The sequence below is a fragment of the Halobacteriovorax sp. BALOs_7 genome (assembly GCF_003612895.1).
GTDB lineage: Bacteria > Bdellovibrionota > Bacteriovoracia > Bacteriovoracales > Bacteriovoracaceae > Halobacteriovorax_A > Halobacteriovorax_A vibrionivorans.
On sequence record NZ_CP027772.1, the window covers coordinates 1,954,733 to 1,971,306 of the forward strand.

Annotated in this window: 12 protein-coding genes and 1 tRNA gene; 6 read left to right on the forward strand and 7 right to left on the reverse strand. The window is 36.2% G+C overall.

All coding sequences use genetic code 11. The features are described from left to right. Window position 1: 1 nt before the first annotated feature. Window positions 2–772, reverse strand: a complete 771-nt coding sequence (map, locus tag BALOs_RS09375) for a type I methionyl aminopeptidase (RefSeq protein WP_115363315.1) — start codon at window positions 770–772, stop codon at window positions 2–4. A gap of 159 nt (window positions 773–931) precedes the next feature. On the opposite strand from map, the gene BALOs_RS09380 reads away from it, so the two are divergent. Genes BALOs_RS09380 through aat form a run of 4 tightly spaced genes read left to right on the forward strand, consistent with a single transcriptional unit; the run spans window position 932 to window position 5,331 of the window. After that, a complete protein-coding gene (locus tag BALOs_RS09380) occupies window positions 932–2,539 on the forward strand; it encodes a YiiX/YebB-like N1pC/P60 family cysteine hydrolase (protein ID WP_120405010.1) in 1,608 nt (535 codons plus the stop codon). A gap of 32 nt (window positions 2,540–2,571) precedes the next feature. Next, a complete protein-coding gene (locus BALOs_RS09385; RefSeq protein WP_120405011.1) occupies window positions 2,572–3,525 on the forward strand; it encodes an NAD(P)-dependent oxidoreductase in 954 nt (317 codons plus the stop codon). Window positions 3,526–3,539: 14 nt separating this feature from the next. Next, window positions 3,540–4,640 carry an arginase family protein gene (locus BALOs_RS09390; protein ID WP_120405012.1) on the forward strand — a complete coding sequence of 367 codons (1,101 nt, stop codon included), beginning with the start codon at window positions 3,540–3,542 and terminating at the stop codon, window positions 4,638–4,640. Then, window positions 4,627–5,331, forward strand: a complete 705-nt coding sequence (aat, locus tag BALOs_RS09395) for a leucyl/phenylalanyl-tRNA--protein transferase (RefSeq protein ID WP_120405013.1) — start codon at window positions 4,627–4,629, stop codon at window positions 5,329–5,331. Before BALOs_RS09390 ends, aat begins: the two co-directional genes overlap by 14 nt. Before the next feature lie 75 nt (window positions 5,332–5,406). Here aat and BALOs_RS09400 read toward each other — a convergent pair whose 3' ends face one another. Then, window positions 5,407–6,936: an NADH-quinone oxidoreductase subunit C gene (locus BALOs_RS09400; RefSeq protein WP_120405014.1), complete on the reverse strand. Its 1,530-nt coding sequence runs from the start codon at window positions 6,934–6,936 to the stop codon at window positions 5,407–5,409. A 7-nt stretch (window positions 6,937–6,943) separates the two neighbouring features. Next, window positions 6,944–8,287 (reverse strand): hypothetical protein, encoded by a 1,344-nt coding sequence (locus tag BALOs_RS09405; RefSeq protein ID WP_120405015.1) that lies wholly within the window; start codon window positions 8,285–8,287, stop codon window positions 6,944–6,946. Window positions 8,288–8,319: 32 nt separating this feature from the next. Here BALOs_RS09405 and BALOs_RS09410 point away from each other — a divergent pair. Beyond that, window positions 8,320–8,406: transfer RNA gene (locus BALOs_RS09410), tRNA-Leu, on the forward strand. 90 nt (window positions 8,407–8,496) lie between these two features. Here the strand turns inward: BALOs_RS09410 and BALOs_RS09415 are convergent. Next, window positions 8,497–9,987: a PilZ domain-containing protein gene (locus BALOs_RS09415; protein WP_162929635.1), complete on the reverse strand. Its 1,491-nt coding sequence runs from the start codon at window positions 9,985–9,987 to the stop codon at window positions 8,497–8,499. A gap of 151 nt (window positions 9,988–10,138) precedes the next feature. On the opposite strand from BALOs_RS09415, the gene BALOs_RS09420 reads away from it, so the two are divergent. Next, window positions 10,139–11,080: a hypothetical protein gene (locus tag BALOs_RS09420; RefSeq protein ID WP_162929636.1), complete on the forward strand. Its 942-nt coding sequence runs from the start codon at window positions 10,139–10,141 to the stop codon at window positions 11,078–11,080. 20 nt (window positions 11,081–11,100) lie between these two features. Here the strand turns inward: BALOs_RS09420 and lpdA are convergent, their stop codons facing one another. From lpdA to BALOs_RS09435, 3 genes are all read right to left on the reverse strand, one after another. After that, the gene (lpdA, locus tag BALOs_RS09425; RefSeq protein WP_120405018.1) at window positions 11,101–12,504 is read right to left on the reverse strand and encodes a dihydrolipoyl dehydrogenase; all 1,404 of its coding nucleotides are present in this window, start codon (window positions 12,502–12,504) and stop codon (window positions 11,101–11,103) included. Between the two features lie 76 nt (window positions 12,505–12,580). Beyond that, window positions 12,581–13,813: a 2-oxoglutarate dehydrogenase complex dihydrolipoyllysine-residue succinyltransferase gene (gene odhB / locus BALOs_RS09430; protein WP_120405019.1), complete on the reverse strand. Its 1,233-nt coding sequence runs from the start codon at window positions 13,811–13,813 to the stop codon at window positions 12,581–12,583. A gap of 20 nt (window positions 13,814–13,833) precedes the next feature. After that, complete coding sequence (locus tag BALOs_RS09435) at window positions 13,834–16,560, reverse strand: 2-oxoglutarate dehydrogenase E1 component (RefSeq protein ID WP_120405020.1); 2,727 nt, start codon at window positions 16,558–16,560, stop codon at window positions 13,834–13,836. Window positions 16,561–16,574: the final 14 nt, after the last annotated feature.

Below are 16,574 nucleotides of genomic sequence, written 5' to 3' on the forward strand. Positions count from 1 at the left end.
ATTAAGGATGAACCTCATCACTTCTTAATGTTAAGACTTCAAAACCAGAATCTGTAACTAAAATTGTATGTTCAAATTGTGCCGATAATTTCTTATCACGTGTGATTACAGTCCAGCCATCTTTGAGAGTTTTACAGTCTTTAACACCCATATTAATCATAGGCTCAATTGTAAAAGTCATCCCCGGCTTCATCTCTGCGCCCTTTCCACGTTTTCCAACGTGAACAACTTGAGGATCTTCGTGGAATTCTCTACCGATTCCATGGCCACAATAATCTTCAACTACTGAATAACCGTGATCGTGAGCTATTTCCATAATGGCCGCACCGATGTCACCAATATGACCACCTGGGCGAACTTGCTTAATTCCTTCAATTGTACATTGGTATGTAATGTCAACTAGCTTCTTAGCTTCTTCACTTACATTACCTACAAGGAATGTTTTATTTGTGTCACCGTGAAATTTATTTAAATACGTTGTTACATCAATATTTAAAATATCACCGTCTTTTAATACATCTTTCTTATTTGGGATTCCATGACAGATAACTTCATTAAGAGAAGTACAAACAGACTTTGGAAACCCGTGGTAATTTAATGGAGATGGGTACGCACCATTTTTTATAATATATTCATGACAAAGATCATTTAACTCTTCAGTACTTACACCAGGTTTAATAAATTGTTCGATATATTCTAAAGTCGAAGAAGCTAGCTTCGACGTTGCTCTCATAAGCTCAATTTCACGCTTTGATTTAATTGAAATCATTATTTATCCTCTATTGTAAGTCCTTAAATATACATCCTTTTAACATAGAAAATACTTGGAAAGAATAGATACTACAAAAATTTTACAATCGGGAGGACATGTAGCGTTAAAAATGGCATAAATAAGCTGATTCAAGTTAACGTAAGTTAGGGAAATTATTACATGAATAATATTTTAACTACCATTTTTCTAAGTTTAGTCATCCTTCTAACTTCTCAGGTTCATGCTGAGCAGAATATGAAGTCCACAATCATGGCCCTCCATGAAATTGACGACAAGGTAAATCAGACAACATTTAACAAGTCTGGTGCATATGAAAAATTAGCGCAATATCAGAAGATTAATGAGCAAGCAAAGAAGCTAGAGGCCATAGCAAGACAATATGCGAATACTCTCCATAAAAGAGCTGTAAATAATCTTCCAATAAAGGGCGAAGATCTCTCGATTATGAGGGCCCTTATGAACTCAACTATCCTCTTATTAGAGAAGACGAGTTTATTTACAAATACATTCAAAACATCATCTAAAGTTAATGAAATCGCGACTGCCCAACAACGACTAGCAAGTCTAATCGTTAAAATTAATTATGTTAAATTATACCGATCAGCAGTTGAGATCTTCTTTAAGAATAACGAGGTAAAGAAAGTTGCGGTTGAAATTTTTAATATGATCAATAATCCAAAACAGAAAGCTGTTATGGAGAAGTTCTCAGAGATTCCACAAACAGATCAATTTGCACAAAGCCTGCAATTTGAAGCTAATCGTTTTGTGGATAATCACTACTACTATTTGAAGTTACTTAATCCGACAGTAACAAAGGCCGTCGTAATATTAGAACAACACAATATTGAGCAAACGATACTAGGAAGAGCAATCCCAAAATTAAAGCTTCAAAATGTTGAAACATGGTTTGTTGAAATCTGGAATCGAACGACAAACTTTGTATCAGGTCTTTTTGGAAACTTTGTTGGAGCAATTCGCTTTCGTCATGGTTACATGAAAAACCATCAAGTTGCCGTTAATGAACTTTATAAAATTTTAAGACCCCTTGATATTATTGCTGAAAAAACACCTTTTGCGGCAACAGACTTTTTCATTCCAGGACACTTTGGTCACATTGCCATCTATTTAGGAACTGAAGAGCAATTAAAACAATACGGTTTATGGGATGCACCTCTTGTTCGCAAGTATCATCACCTTATCCGCCAAGGAAAAACAATTGTTGAATCGATTCGTCCAGGAAGCCGTATGGTTTCACTAGAGGACTTTCTAGAAATCGATGAGATTACAATAATTCGCGACCGAAACATTCTTAATGATAAATGGCAAGCAAGAATGACTGCTGAAGTAGCACTTGAGCAGCTATGGAAAGAATATGACTTTAATTTTGATATCTCAACATTAGATAAGGTTGTATGTTCAGAAGTTCCATACCATGCATTTGGTTATAAGAGATGGCCAACAAGCTATGTTCTGGGACGTCATACTATTTCACCAGATGAAATCATTCAAAATGCTTTTACAAAAGGCTCTGGTGTCGATTTTATTTTATCACTTAAAGCAAAACGTGATCGTAGATTAAATCTTGTCTCTAAAGTTGAAATGGCTTCAAATCTTGATATCGATTACAATGCGCAAGAGGACCTTTTCACGAAGAAAGAAAAGAAATGTCGAACAGTTACGACATATCGCCATGCGAATAATCGTGCATCTCGTTACCATAGACGATGCACCACATATGATAAGCCTCTAATCTACAACGACCTGTAGTAAAGTAGTAAAAAACTTGCTAAATTAGAGGCATGACATACTATCTCTATCGGCCAGAAATATCGAGTTACCAAGGTGAAAGCTTTCGTATAAATGAAAGAGATGCACTTAGTAAACTAGGGATAAAGTACGTCGACACAAGTATAGAGATACCTGATGGAAAGAAAGTTATCGTTATTTCCACAAGCTACACTAAGAATGAAGAAATTGTAGAATCTCTTTCTCATGCAAATATCTCACTTTGGATTCACCCAAACTCTGGATATGATAATTTCAGTTATAAATTCATTAAAGAAGCTCAGTTTCCAATTATTCTAGGAAATGAAATAAGAGCAAATGCCGTGGCCCAATTTTACATACAATCCCTGTTAAATCATCTCGGTAAGATTCCGATTACAAAAGAATGGGATGAATCGAGGCGGTTTCGACGTAACCTCTTAAACGAAAAGAATGTTCTAATAATTGGGAAAGGACCTATTGGCAGTAAAGTCGGCCACACGCTTGAAACACTGGGAAGCAGAGTCAATTACTACGATCCATACCAAGATAAGTCGCATAACAAAAAATACTTCGCGCAGGCTTTAAATACTACAGATATCCTTATTATGGCCTGTTCTTTAAATGAAAGTTCTCATCACATAATTAATGAAGAAGTGTTCTCTCTTTTAAAAGAAGAGATCATTATAATGAATGCCGCAAGAGGAAAGCTTATTGACGCAGATAAACTTAATGATTTTCTAACTAAGAATCGTAAGGCCTTTGCCATCATAGATGTATTTGAAAAAGAACCAATCGAGTTTGCTACTTTTAAACATCTTTCTAATATAAAGCTTAGCTCTCATATTGCAGGTGTTTACAATGGAATAAATGAAGAAATAATTAATTTTGAAAAAAATATTATAAGAGAATTCATGCAAGATAACACTCTCAGTAAGTACGAGAATGCTCAAATGAAGAATCGATTAAAAGGAAATCTCTTAATTTAAATAGGAATAACGATATGAGTAACAAAGAAAATTTACTAAACGACTACCTTTGTCCTCCCGGCTTTGGCGTTTTTACCGTCAATACTGCAAAAGAAAGAAAAGATAAGCTCACTCAATCCCTATACCAAAGTACAGAAACTTCGGAAATTGAGAAAAAATGGAGAAAAAGTTTAGAATCTCTTTCACAAAAAGATGGATGCGCTATTTTAGGTGTCGCATCTGATTGTGGTGGCGGAATTCAAAGAGGTGCAAATTGGGGACCATTATTTTTAAGAAATACACTCTTAGAAGATCATCAAGAAGTCTACAAAGCATGTTTTGACCTTGGTGATATCAGAGTTATTCCCCACCTACTTCACGATAAATATCTTAATGACGAAACAATTAAGAGTGCTCAAAATGCACTCTATAAAGGCAAAGAATTAAGTGTATCACCTTTAAGTATTGCAAAAGCAAGTGTTGATGAAGTCTTTAAATTCAATCAAAACCTTAAGCTTTTTAGTATTGGTGGTGACCACTCAGTAAGTTACCCTCTTGTTAAGGCATGGATAACAAACCGTCGCTCACTTGGTAAAAAAGTTGGCCTAATTCATTTTGATGCCCATACAGACTTATTACGTGAGAGACTTGGCATTGATTATTGTTTTGGTTCATGGCTTACACATGTACTGGATGACCTAGAAAGCCCTTCTCACTGTTACCAATACGGTATTCGTTCAACTGGTAAAACAAAAGAGCATTGGGAAAAAGAATTTGGAATCAACCAATACTGGGCAAAAGATGTGAAAGAAATAGGAGCAAAAGAGCTTGCTCTTAAATCAATCAAAGAATTACAAGAACAAGGCATCGAAGAAATATATATTAGCTTTGATATTGATGCTCTTGATGAGAGCGTAGCAAGTGCGACAGGAACTCCAGAGCCTGAAGGTCTTATGCCTCATGAATGTGCTATAATGATCAAAGAGTTTACTAATGCATTTTCATTAACAGGTGCTGATATGGTTGAAATTGCTCCACTTGTTGGGCTAAGCGAACAAGGATCCAAAACAACATTAGAAGTTGGTGCCGCAATGAGTGCTCTTATGATTGAGGCCATGACGAATGCCAATAATTGAGTTTCCACCAGTCGATATAGCAGATGAACAGGGTCTTCTTGCCATCGGAGGAGACCTTCATCACGATTCTCTACTACTTGCCTATCAAAGTGGTATTTTCCCTTGGCCAATTTCTGAAGAATATCCCCTTGCTTGGTTCTCACCACCGCAAAGAGGAGTTATCTTACAAGAAAACATACGATTTAATCGTAGTTTAAAAAAATTTGTAAAAAAATGTAATTGGAAGATAAGTTTTAACCAAGACTTTTTGGGAGTTATCAAAGAATGTCAAAAAGTACATGCCAAATCAAATGATGGAACATGGATAACAGATGAAATTATTGATGGATATTACAACTTCTTCCACCAAGGTCTTGCTTATAGCGTAGAAGTAAAAAACGAAAATGGCGACTTGATAGGAGGACTCTACGGAGTGAAAATTGGACATTTCCTAAGTGGTGAGTCCATGTTTTTTAAAGAGACAAATGCTTCAAAGCTTGCACTACTAGGCATCTTAAGTATTCTTATTGAAGAAGGCATACCATTTTTAGACACTCAAATGGTTACACCTATTACAGAATCATTTGGAGCAACTGAGATTCCTCGAATAGATTTTATAAAGGCGATTACACCCTTATTTAACAAAGGTACTTTAAACCTTCCAACAACATCAATAAAAGCAAGTGAACTAGCGATTAAGCTTTCTTTTTAGCATTAATAAATAATGCTAATCTTTTAAAAAATATTAAGATACGAGACTTTCTTTTATAAATCGACTTTTTTAAAATCATTTAACAATCTCCTCTTCATCTAGGCCAAGAACATTCCATTCACATGCCATTTGAGGCAATGCAAATTTCTTGATGCGTCTTTTGAAGTACTCAAGATTAGTCACAGATGGAGAAATATAGTGCAAGCGATCAAACTTACCATCATCATTTAAATTTAGTACGAGACCTAGCTCTCCAGATGAAACTTGAGTAACACCTAAGAAAAGCCCAGATTTAGGCTCTATTTCACTATCCGAGGAAGGTGTTTGGTATTTTAATTTCACAACAGGATATTCTTCACAAATTTTAATGATATTCGAATAAGTATTTCTCAGTTCTTTAATACGAATAATTAACAACTCATAAGTAGAGCCATTTAGGCTTAAGAACTCTTGAGTGTCTAAATCATCATATTCATAAAAACTCTCAAATTTCTTTAAATTATAATGATAACCTAAGCTTTGTAGAGGATATGACTTTAGTGAATGATCAAGTGCCGAAAGATTTGAATTAAAATAGTCTTTATACTTTAAAAACAGCTCATTTCCTTCAACAACTTGATAGGCCTTATCTAATTCTTTTTCAAAATTATGAATGCAGTCTCTTATGTCATATAGCCATTTACGATCTTGCATCTCTAAAATGGCCTTTAATTGTTCAAGGTCTTTAATTCCATCAGAAGCAAAGAGTTGCATAATTTTATTATATTGAGATTTAAATATACATTTAAGTTCGGCCACAGAACTCTTTGCAAATGTCTTTTCAAGGCATTTAATATTTTCTAATGCGCTAAAAACTTCAAACGTAAACATTCTTTGAATATTTAAGTCTGTGCGCTTATTTTTATGATTTACATATTCATCAAATTCATAAAGTAATAACGAGGCCATTAGACGATTTGAAAAGCTTGTCCCCAACATTGAGTTGATGGCGTTTTCAATAGTCATTGTTTCAATATTTTTTTCAAAGCTTATATGATTATCAAAGTGAAATTTAAAAATAGAGTTTTCAACTTTATCAGAGTCCACATCAAAGATCATCTTTGATTTAGAAGCAGGATTTAAAAACTTTTGTAAGCTTACTTCAACACCTTCTCCTCTAAGGGGAGCCTGTTTAAAGTAAGTATTACATAATTCACTAGAGCCTGAATCCTTTTCAAAACGATACTTTTTTTGAGGAGTGATAATTTCTTCTTGAATACGATCTTCTTTTTGATAGAAATGAATTCCAAAGTTTCGATTTACTTCAGCTTCATGCCAAGTTAGTGCATTAAACAAGTGTCCATACGAAGACATTGTTTGCCCATAGCTCAGGCTAATTCCATAGAAGTATCTTTTGTGTTCCAATAAGTTTTGAAATTGATAAATAAGTAAGAATCTTCCGTTAAAGAGATCTAACTCATCTTTAATTTTCTGCGAATTCATTAAATCAAGACAAGTTAAACTATTAAAGACAATATGATCATTGTCTTTGAGTCTAAATGCTTCAAGAGCAAACTCAGACTTTGATAAAATACGAATAGAATCTAATATATTGATAAATTTCATTTAAAACCTAATTTAATTTAAACTTCACATCAACTGGAAAGACTTGTTTAACTTTAGTATTGTCACAACTCAATTTCTTACCGTTGAACCATACCCAATTATAAATCTTTTGATTGAATGTGTCTGCACCACTATCATATTCAATATAACGATAGTGTGGAGCATTTGCATTGGCCAAAGAAGCTAGTAAACTAATAGCAGATGGAAAAGCTCCCATTACTTCCCTATCATTGCAGCCTCTAATCTCCTTTGCTGAATCCACAACAAACTCCCCTTTAGAGTCTCTGATATTTCTAACCCATGAGCGACTTCGACAATTGTAATAATAACCAGAATCAGTTGCATATTCAAATGCACTTAAATATTCAATTAACCAATGTTCTTTCATCTGATTCTTAATATTAAAGTGACGGACATATTTACGACAAATTAAAAATTTATTCCAATAATTCTTATGATAATTTTGAAATCTCTTAGCGATTCCCTCTTTAGATTTAAATACCCTTAAGGCCTTATCATAAACACTTTGGCATGAATTTCTTAGGGTTGCTAATTCTTTATTTGTAAATAAATGTCCTGAGTTAATGACGTATTTTAAAGCTCTAGTTGGAAGAATTGGAGACTCTAAGCGATAAGCGCCTTTTGATGTACGACCGATATCATTGTGACCCATTGAATTTTCAAGGAATGCTTTAAAATAATCCCAATCAACATATTTCTTTAACGAATTAAGTCCATATGCTTTAGTAAGATCTTCATCAAGCATACTCTTTGCTATCAAAATAACCTCTGAGTCCCACTGGTTTCTCAAGTCACATAAACCACTCAAGCAACTCTTAAGGATAACACCACCTATAACTTGAACCTGAATTGTTTCTTCATTAGGAAACTTGCCATCAACGAGATATTTTAAATCGCCAAATACTGCAACTCGTTGAGGTCTTCCATTGCTTCCAAGTAGCCTTGGAATATAGGCCCAAGAAAAGTTTGGCCTATTAATAGATGAGGAATAATTTTTCCAGATATCTTCAGTTTTACAATAATTTCTTTCTTTGTAGAGACGGCCACTCACAAGATCAATGTCATATTGGAAGGCACTATCACGGGGCGTTGTAATAAAAACATCAACAAGGCGTTTTTTTACATCAATCTGTGGTGCAAAGTCGAAGAATAGATGACCAATTGTTCTACCTTCATAGTTTTTGTAGGAAAATTTCTCACCTGCATCAAACCAACTTGGGTTAACTTCTTTCGTTGGAAGTACAATTTTTTTTGTTGCACAACCAATTATAGTAAAGACAAGTAAAAGAAAAATGAATTTAGTAGTTTTTTTGAATTGACAAATATACACATTATAGTCCAAAATCTTAAAACGCAATTAACGGTTCGGTGTTGGAATTGGTAGACAATCTGGATTTAAAATCCAGTGGGGGCAACCCCGTGCGGGTTCAAGTCCCGCCCGAACCACCATTTCTTTATTCTAATATTATCAACTTAACATTCAACTTAATCAAGCTCATTATTAGAAACATTAATTTCAGGATTTATTCGATGCGAAATTTATGCAGCAGATTTATTTTGATCGTCGTTATTGAGAATCTCTAACATACACTCACCAATAACTTCTAAGACTGTATCTGAAACTGCTTCAAAACGTATTCCTAGGCCTTTAGGTCTCTTTTGAGCACTTGTACGCATAATTGTAAAATCAACTGCTATTGCTCTTTCGAAGCGGCCTTCAGAGATAAAGATTGTTCCCATTGAATCTTGCGTAAAAACATCTTCAAATTGTGTCACTTCAATAAAGCCACCACTTAAAGAAAGGTTTGTTAAATAACCTTTAAATTCTTTTTGAACTCCGCGAATAGAGAACGAAACAATTTCTTGTAGGCCAACGCGATATTCAGTTCTTTCTATTAAGTATTTATTATTTTCTGGATTTTGCGCATCATCGAAGATCTTTTCTGCTTTTGTATTTAGCTCTAGGCAGTCTCTTGAAGGAACCCAAGAAGCTCCAACTTTCTTTTTCACAAGAGTGTCGCCTTTAATATTTCCTTTGATAAGATCTTCTAGCATCTCATCAAAGCGAAGAGGACCGACAACTCCAGCACCTGTATCATATAACCAAGTCTTCTTATTTGAGATTTCATAAGACTTACCACTTTTAAGGCCTTCTAGATTAAGACTTTCAAGCTCGTCATCATCTGATTGCGCTCGACTAGAAGAGGCCATCTCAAGTCCTCCACTTGAAATATCAAATTCACCAGTTACTTCTTCGCTGGCATCAGTCTCGTCAATAACTGGTCCGTCACTGATGAGGACATCTTGTGAGATCATATTAATCTTTGGCCTTAAATCTTCTTCAGGATGATTAACTTCTTGTGTTTCATTCGTAACTTCTAATACTTCTTCTTCCACATTATTTGTAGGTGTTTGAGAAGCTTTTAATGAATATTCTCTGAAGTGTTCAAGCTCTCTTTCTGCAACTTCAAGTTTAGCATTTAACGCCTTGGCCTTAGCAATAACCTTAGAAAGGTTCTTCTTGGCCAATTTATTCTCTACAGAAAGATTCTTATATTTAACTTTTAATGCTTCAAACTTTTTCTTGTACTCACCTGCATCGACTCCACTATCTTCTATTTCACGAGCTGCTGGTTTTGGAATATTCTTAATCGCATCACCAATACGTGTTTCAACTGCTTCCACCTTTACAGACATTTCATCACGTAATTGACCAACCTCTTCTTTAATTAGCCTAGAAATAATAGCTACTAACTCATTTTGGTCTGTACTTGGTGCTTCAACTTTTTGGATGATGGCCATACCTTCTGGCGAAGTTTCAGGACAATCAAAATCTGTAGGAGATTTTTGCAGGGCCTTTCTTACCACATCAGGAATCTGGTGCTCACTTAAATGACTCCATATCCCCTTTCCAGAATCAAAAGCATATTGGTTTGAAAAAACGACTCCAGACAACGCCTCAACATAGAGATCGTTGAGATCAACTTCCCTAAAATCTGTTAATGTGTCTGCAATAATAATCTTTTTCAAAGTCATCCTCTTTTACTACTCTTAGTATATCGGTAAGATATTAATTAAAGTTTAATAATAACAAAGGCTTATATTCAATTTGTTTAGTATAGTTATCAAGTTTTCCTAGAACTAGTTACTAAGTGACTGAAAATACTTATTTTAAAAATTTATGAACAATATAGAAAACGAAATAAAATTGGCAAAAATAGTTGGTTTTGACCTAAATAAGGTCTCTGAAATCGAGTCTCAACTAAATAATGGCCATTCACAAGATCAAGGTAACCTCTACCTTCAAGGCCTAAAAGAAGAGGCGATCAATACATCTCTATTGGATTTTTATGAGATTTTAAAAGAAGTACATTCCAGAAGTAATGGAGAGGAAGTTACCATTTGTGATATTGGAGCATCCTATTGCAAAATGGCATTTGTGGCCCAGGCCTTTTTTCCTAAAATAACGATAGTAAGTATCGAGCCAGTAAAAGAGAGAATTGACTACGCCATCAATATTCTGGATTCATCAAAACATATCTTTTTTAACGACTATTTTAGAAAGACTCATGTCGAAAAATATCGCCCAGACTATATCTTTCTCTACTTTCCTGTATGTGATGCACTTGAGGAAATCTTAGAAATTATTGACTCACCTATTATCGCCATAGAGGCACACGGACAACTAATTAACCGATTAGGCCACGCATATAAGCATAAAGAAGTATTTACGAAACTTATTATGCCAAGACATAATCCAATGAGTTACTTCTTTAGCAAGCGAAGAGACAGTGAAGCTATCGTATCTTTAAACCGCATCAGCTCAAGCGCTGACGACCTTATGATAATAAATGATAGAAAGCCTTGGTTTGCAGATAAAGAAGGCCTAAGAGCTTATTTTGATGAGGAAGAGAAGATTACCATTGAACTTCAAAACCCTCCTCGCACAATCTACTTTAGTGACAACTTAGAAACAATAAAAAGCAGCGAGCTTGATACTAACGTTCAACAAATCATTTCCATGCGACGTGAAGGTAAGCAAATTGATGGATGCTATATTCGTAAGATTTTTGTGGATGGGAGTTTTGAATTATCTTCGGGTGAAATAAAAAAGGCACCCTAAGGTGCCCTTTAAATATTTGCTTAGATGTTCAAAGGTTTTTTATCAAAAGCATCAAGAGCAGCTTCTTTGAATGCTTCAGAATAAGTTGGGTGAGCATGACAAATGCGTCCAATATCCTCAGCAGCAGCTCTAAATTCCATTGCTGTTGCAGCTTCTGCAATTAAGTCTGCAGCACGTGGACCTACGATATGAACTCCTAGGATCTCATCTGTTTCTTTATCAGCTAGAACCTTTACGAAACCATCAGACTCATTTGAGGCACGAGCACGTCCACTTGCTTTAAATGGAAACTTCCCAGATTTATAAGGAGTCTTATTAGATTTAAGCTCTTGCTCTGTTACACCAACAGATGCAACCTCTGGCCAAGTGTAGACAACACCAGGAATAAGGTTGTAATTGATATGTGGCTTTTGACCAGCGATGATCTCAGCACAAACAACACCTTCTTCTTCCGCTTTATGCGCAAGCATTGGCCCTGTTGTCACGTCACCAATTGCATAGATATGAGAAACGTTAGTTCTTAGATGATCATCTGTAATAACACGTCCACGCTCATCAAGGTTTACACCAGCGTTCTCAAGACCAAGCTTGTCAGTGTATGGACGACGTCCAACGGCCATTAGGCAGTAGTCACCTTCTAGCTTAATCTCTTCTTCATTCTTCTTATTCTTGGCCTTAACGTGAACTTTTGCGCCTTTTCTAACAACTTCAGTTACACCATGACCAGTATAGAATTCCATTCCTTGCTTCTTAAGAACTTTTCTCATCTCTTTCGAGCAGTCCTTATCCATAGTTGCAAGAATTGAATCAGCATACTCAACAACAGAAACTTTTGATCCAAGTCTTAGGAAAACTGAACCAAGCTCTAGTCCAATAACTCCCCCGCCAATTACGATGAAGTGCTTTGGAAGAGTCTCAAGCTTAAGAGCTTCTGTTGATGTGATGATTCTTTCTTTATCAATCTCGATTCCAGGAATTGTTGCAGGCTTTGAACCTGTTGCAATAATAAAGTTTTTTGCCTTAAGAGTTTCCTCTTTTTCACCTTCAACTTTAAGAGTGTGAGCATCAACAAATGATCCAAACCCATGGAAAGTTTCAACTTTATTCTTCCCCATAAGGTATGTGATACCACCTGAAGTATCTGCGACAACACCAGCGACACGTTCTGCCATCTTTTTTAGATCGGCCTTAACTTTACCAGTTGTGATTCCGTGCGCCTCAAACTCATGAACTGCTTCATGATACTTCTCACTTGAATCAAGCCATGCTTTTGATGGGATACAACCAACATTTAGGCATGTTCCACCAAGAGTATCGTACTTTTCAACGATCGCTACTTTCATTCCTAGTTGTGCACAACGAACAGCACTGATATATCCACCAGGACCTGAACCAATTATAACAACATCAAATTCTTTACTCATATTTATTCCTTTCTACGGGTGCCATGCACCTTTTGTTTCGCATGTGCGAAACAAAAGGTGCATGGCACCCTACATTTTAGATATCTAGAAGCATTCTAGCAGGATCTTCTAACATTTCTTTTACCATCTTAAGGAATGTTACTGATTCCTTACCATCAATAATTCTGTGGTCATAAGATAGTGCAAGATACATTACAGGGTGAATAACAACCTGTCCGTTAACAGCTACTGGTCTTTCAACAATATTGTGCATTCCTAGAATCGCAGATTGAGGAACGTTAATAATTGGCGTTGAAAGCATTGAACCGAAAACACCACCATTTGTAATGGTAAATGTTCCACCAGTCATTTCGTCTACTGTAAGCTTTCCATCACGACCTTTAAGAGCAAGTCTTCTTACTTCTTTTTCAATTTGAGCAAGACTTAAGCTTTCAGCATTTCTAATAACTGGAACAACTAGACCTTTTGGAGTTGATACCGCGATACCAACATCTGCATAGTCGTGATAGATGATATTTTCACCATCAATCTGTGCGTTAACACCCTTGATTTCCATAAGAGCTTTTGTACATGCTTTTGTGAAAAAAGACATGAACCCAAGTCCGATATCGTGCTTATCTTTGAAAGCATCTTTATACTTCTTACGAAGTTCCATTACGTTATACATATCAACTTCGTTGAAAGTTGTTAGCATTGCCGTTGTATTCTTAGCTTCCACAAGACGCTTAGCGATTGTCTTACGGATACGCTTCATTTTTACTTCTTCTTTTCCTCTACTTGCTCCACCCATAGGTGTTTGTGTTTCAATTTCAGGAGCTGGAGCAGCTTTTGCAGCTGGAGCCGAAGCTGGTTTAGAAGCTTTTGCATTTACTGCATCATTCTTTGTTATGCGGCCATCTTTCCCTGTTCCATTTACACTTGAAGCATCAATTCCTTTTTCTGCAAGAATTTTTGAAGCGGCTGGAGATGGATAATTCTTATCTCCACCTTCAGGTGCACTTGCGGCTGGAGTTGTAGGAGCTTCAGTTGAAGTTGGAGCATCATCACTTGAACCTTGTTCTGGAGCAGAAGCTGAAGTATCAAGCTCAGCAACTACGGCACCAATTTCAAGCTCTGCACCTTCTTCAGCGATAATCTTGATTACACCACTTTCTTCAGCAGGAAGAGGAAGTGTCGCCTTGTCTGATTCTACTTCAACAAGTTCGTCACCTTCGTTTACAAAGTCTCCATCAGCAACAAGCCACTCTCCAAGAGCTACTTCTGTGATTGATTCTCCAATTGGTGGAATAGTAATTTTTACGATTGCCATTTTTTATCCTTATTTATTTTTTAGCTAAAAGCTTTTTCTACTATAGTCTCTTGTTCTTTAACGTGTACCGAAGCATATCCTGTTGCTGGAGAAGCCGAAGCTTTTCTTGATACACAATCAATATCTCTAAAAGTATCACGCCAACGATTTAAATGCATCCAAGCTCCCATATTCGATGGTTCTTCTTGGACCCAACGGTGAGTTGCATCAGGATACTTATCAAGGATTTCCTTAATTTTAGTTGTTGGTAGCGGGTATAATTGCTCCAGACGAACAATGGCCACATCTTTACGGTCATTTTCTTGCTGATGCTTAAGTAGATCGTAATAAACTTTACCTGAGCAAAGAAGAACCTTCTTAACATCTTTAGCTTTAACCCAAGAATCATCAAAAACTTCTTCAAACTTCCCACTTGTGAAGTCTTCTACTTTAGACTGACAAAGAGGGTGTCTTAAAAGAGATTTTGGAGTGAAAACAACCAGTGGTTTTCTAAATTCCCACTTAAGCTGACGTCTTAGAGCATGGAACATATTTGCTGGAGTTGTAATATTACAAATAACCATATTTTCTTCAGCACATTGTTGTAAGAATCTCTCTGGTCGACAAGAAGAGTGCTCAGGTCCTGCTCCTTCATAACCGTGTGGTAGAAGCATAACTAAGTTACTCATTCTTCTCCACTTACTTTCTGCAGATGAGATGAATTGATCGATAACAATTTGAGCACCATTAGTAAAATCACCAAATTGTGCTTCCCAAATATTTAGAGCATGTGGTGTTGCTTGCGAATAACCATATTCAAAAGCAAGAACCGCATACTCAGAAAGAAGTGAGTTATAAATATAGAAGTGGCCTTGACCTGTTGTAAGGTGTTCTAGACCACAGTATGCTTCATTTGTTTTCTCATCAAAAACTTTTGCGTGACGGTGAGAGAATGTCCCACGAATGACGTCTTCACCAGAAAAGCGTACGTCATTTCCTTCTGTCAGAATTGAACCGTAAGCAAATAGCTCTGCTAGTGCCCAATCAATTTCATCATTCTCATAACTTGCCTTTCTTTGATCAAGAAGCTTTTGAGCTTTTCTTAAAGTCTTAAAGCCTTCAGGAGTTGAAGTTATTGATGAAATAATATTATCTAGAACGCTCTTTTCAACAGCAGTTTCAGGTGAGCTTAAAAAGTCTTCTAATTTAGAAAAACGAAGATCTCCCCACTCTCTATGTGGACCTGGTACTTTCTTTGGAATTTCGTTTTGTTTAACATTATTAAAACGATCAGAAAGAAGGTCTTTAAATTCTTTTTGCATCTCTTTTGCAACTGCACGATCAACTGATCCACTTGCTGCTAATTCTTCAATATACATTTCTCGAGGATTCTTATGCTTTGAAATCATCCCGTAAAGTTCAGGTTGAGTATATTTCGGCTCATCACCTTCGTTATGACCGTGCTTACGGTAACAAACCATATCAACGAAAACATCACGCTTAAACTTCTGTCTGAATTTAACAGCAAGCTCACAAGCGTAAACAACGTCTTCAGGGCAGTCACCATTAACGTGAATAACTGGAATATTTAACATCTTTGCTACAGATGTTGAGTAATGAGATGAACGTGCATCTGTAAAGTCAGTAGTAAAACCGATTTGATTATTAATAACAAAGTGGATCGAGCCACCTGTACGGTAACCAGGAAGTTCCGACATTTGTAATGTTTCGTAAACAATCCCTTGACCAGCAACGGCCGCATCACCGTGAATGACAATTGGGATAATCTTACTTTCATCACCTTCATAAGCAATATCAATTTGTGCACGAGCATAACCAGTTGCCACAGGAGATACTGTTTCAAGGTGAGATGGATTTGGTAGAAGTTTTAAATAAACTTCTTTATCGTCTTCTGTTTTTGTTACAGAAGTAAATCCCATGTGGTATTTAACGTCACCATCACCTTCACCTTCAGCTTGTTCAACAGAGTTTCCTTCAAATTCAGAGAAGATATACTCATATGTTTTACCAAGAGTGTTGGCAAGAACGTTTAGACGTCCACGGTGGGCCATTCCAATAATATATTCTTTAGCTCCTAGTCTTGCACCTTCATTGATAACGGCATCAAGTCCAGGAATTGTCGACTCTCCACCTTCTAGTGAGAATCTCTTTTGACCTGTGTATTTTGTTTGAAGAAAGTTTTCAAAAACATTAGCTTCGTTCAGTTTGTGAAGAATTCGTTTCTTCTTATCAACTGTAAATTCTTTCTTTAAATATGTGCTTTCAAATTCTTCTCTAAACCAACGTCTCATTTCAGTGTCATCTGAGTGCATATACTCAACACCGATCTTTCCGCAGTAAAGCTTCATCATGTGGTCCATAATATTTTGAAGAGTCGTTGCTCCTAGGCCAACAAACTCACCACAAGTAAATACTTCTTTTAAATCAGAGTCAGTTAAATCGTAATCTTTTAAAGAAATATGGGCATGACGATCAATTCTTGGACGAATCGGGTTTGTATCCGATAGTAAGTGTCCACGTGAACGAAATGATTGAATAAGTCTAAATACGTTGAATTCCTTGCGAAGTTTTTCATCGCTGACATCTCCGCCACTAGCTGATCCCTTACCTGCACCAAACTCAAAACCTAGGAAAAAGTTACGCCAGCTCTCCTCAACTTCTTGAGGGTTTGCTTCGTATTGTTCATAGAGAGAGTCGATGTAAGAAATGTCTGAACTAGAGAGGGTTGAAAAGTCGAATTTTTCCATTTGATAAAATCCAT

Bases quoted from the DNA above. Each gene is read 5' to 3' on its own strand.
- BALOs_RS09420 (WP_162929636.1), top strand. From the start codon at position 10,139: ATGAACAATATAGAAAACGAAATAAAATTGGCAAAAATAGTTGGTTTT.
- BALOs_RS09390 (WP_120405012.1), top strand. From the start codon at position 3,540: ATGAGTAACAAAGAAAATTTACTAAACGACTACCTTTGTCCTCCCGGC.
- lpdA (WP_120405018.1), bottom strand. From the start codon at position 12,504: ATGAGTAAAGAATTTGATGTTGTTATAATTGGTTCAGGTCCTGGTGGA.
- BALOs_RS09380 (WP_120405010.1), top strand. From the start codon at position 932: ATGAATAATATTTTAACTACCATTTTTCTAAGTTTAGTCATCCTTCTA.
- BALOs_RS09400 (WP_120405014.1), bottom strand. From the start codon at position 6,936: ATGAAATTTATCAATATATTAGATTCTATTCGTATTTTATCAAAGTCT.
- BALOs_RS09435 (WP_120405020.1), bottom strand. From the start codon at position 16,560: ATGGAAAAATTCGACTTTTCAACCCTCTCTAGTTCAGACATTTCTTAC.
- odhB (WP_120405019.1), bottom strand. From the start codon at position 13,813: ATGGCAATCGTAAAAATTACTATTCCACCAATTGGAGAATCAATCACA.
- BALOs_RS09385 (WP_120405011.1), top strand. From the start codon at position 2,572: ATGACATACTATCTCTATCGGCCAGAAATATCGAGTTACCAAGGTGAA.
- aat (WP_120405013.1), top strand. From the start codon at position 4,627: ATGCCAATAATTGAGTTTCCACCAGTCGATATAGCAGATGAACAGGGT.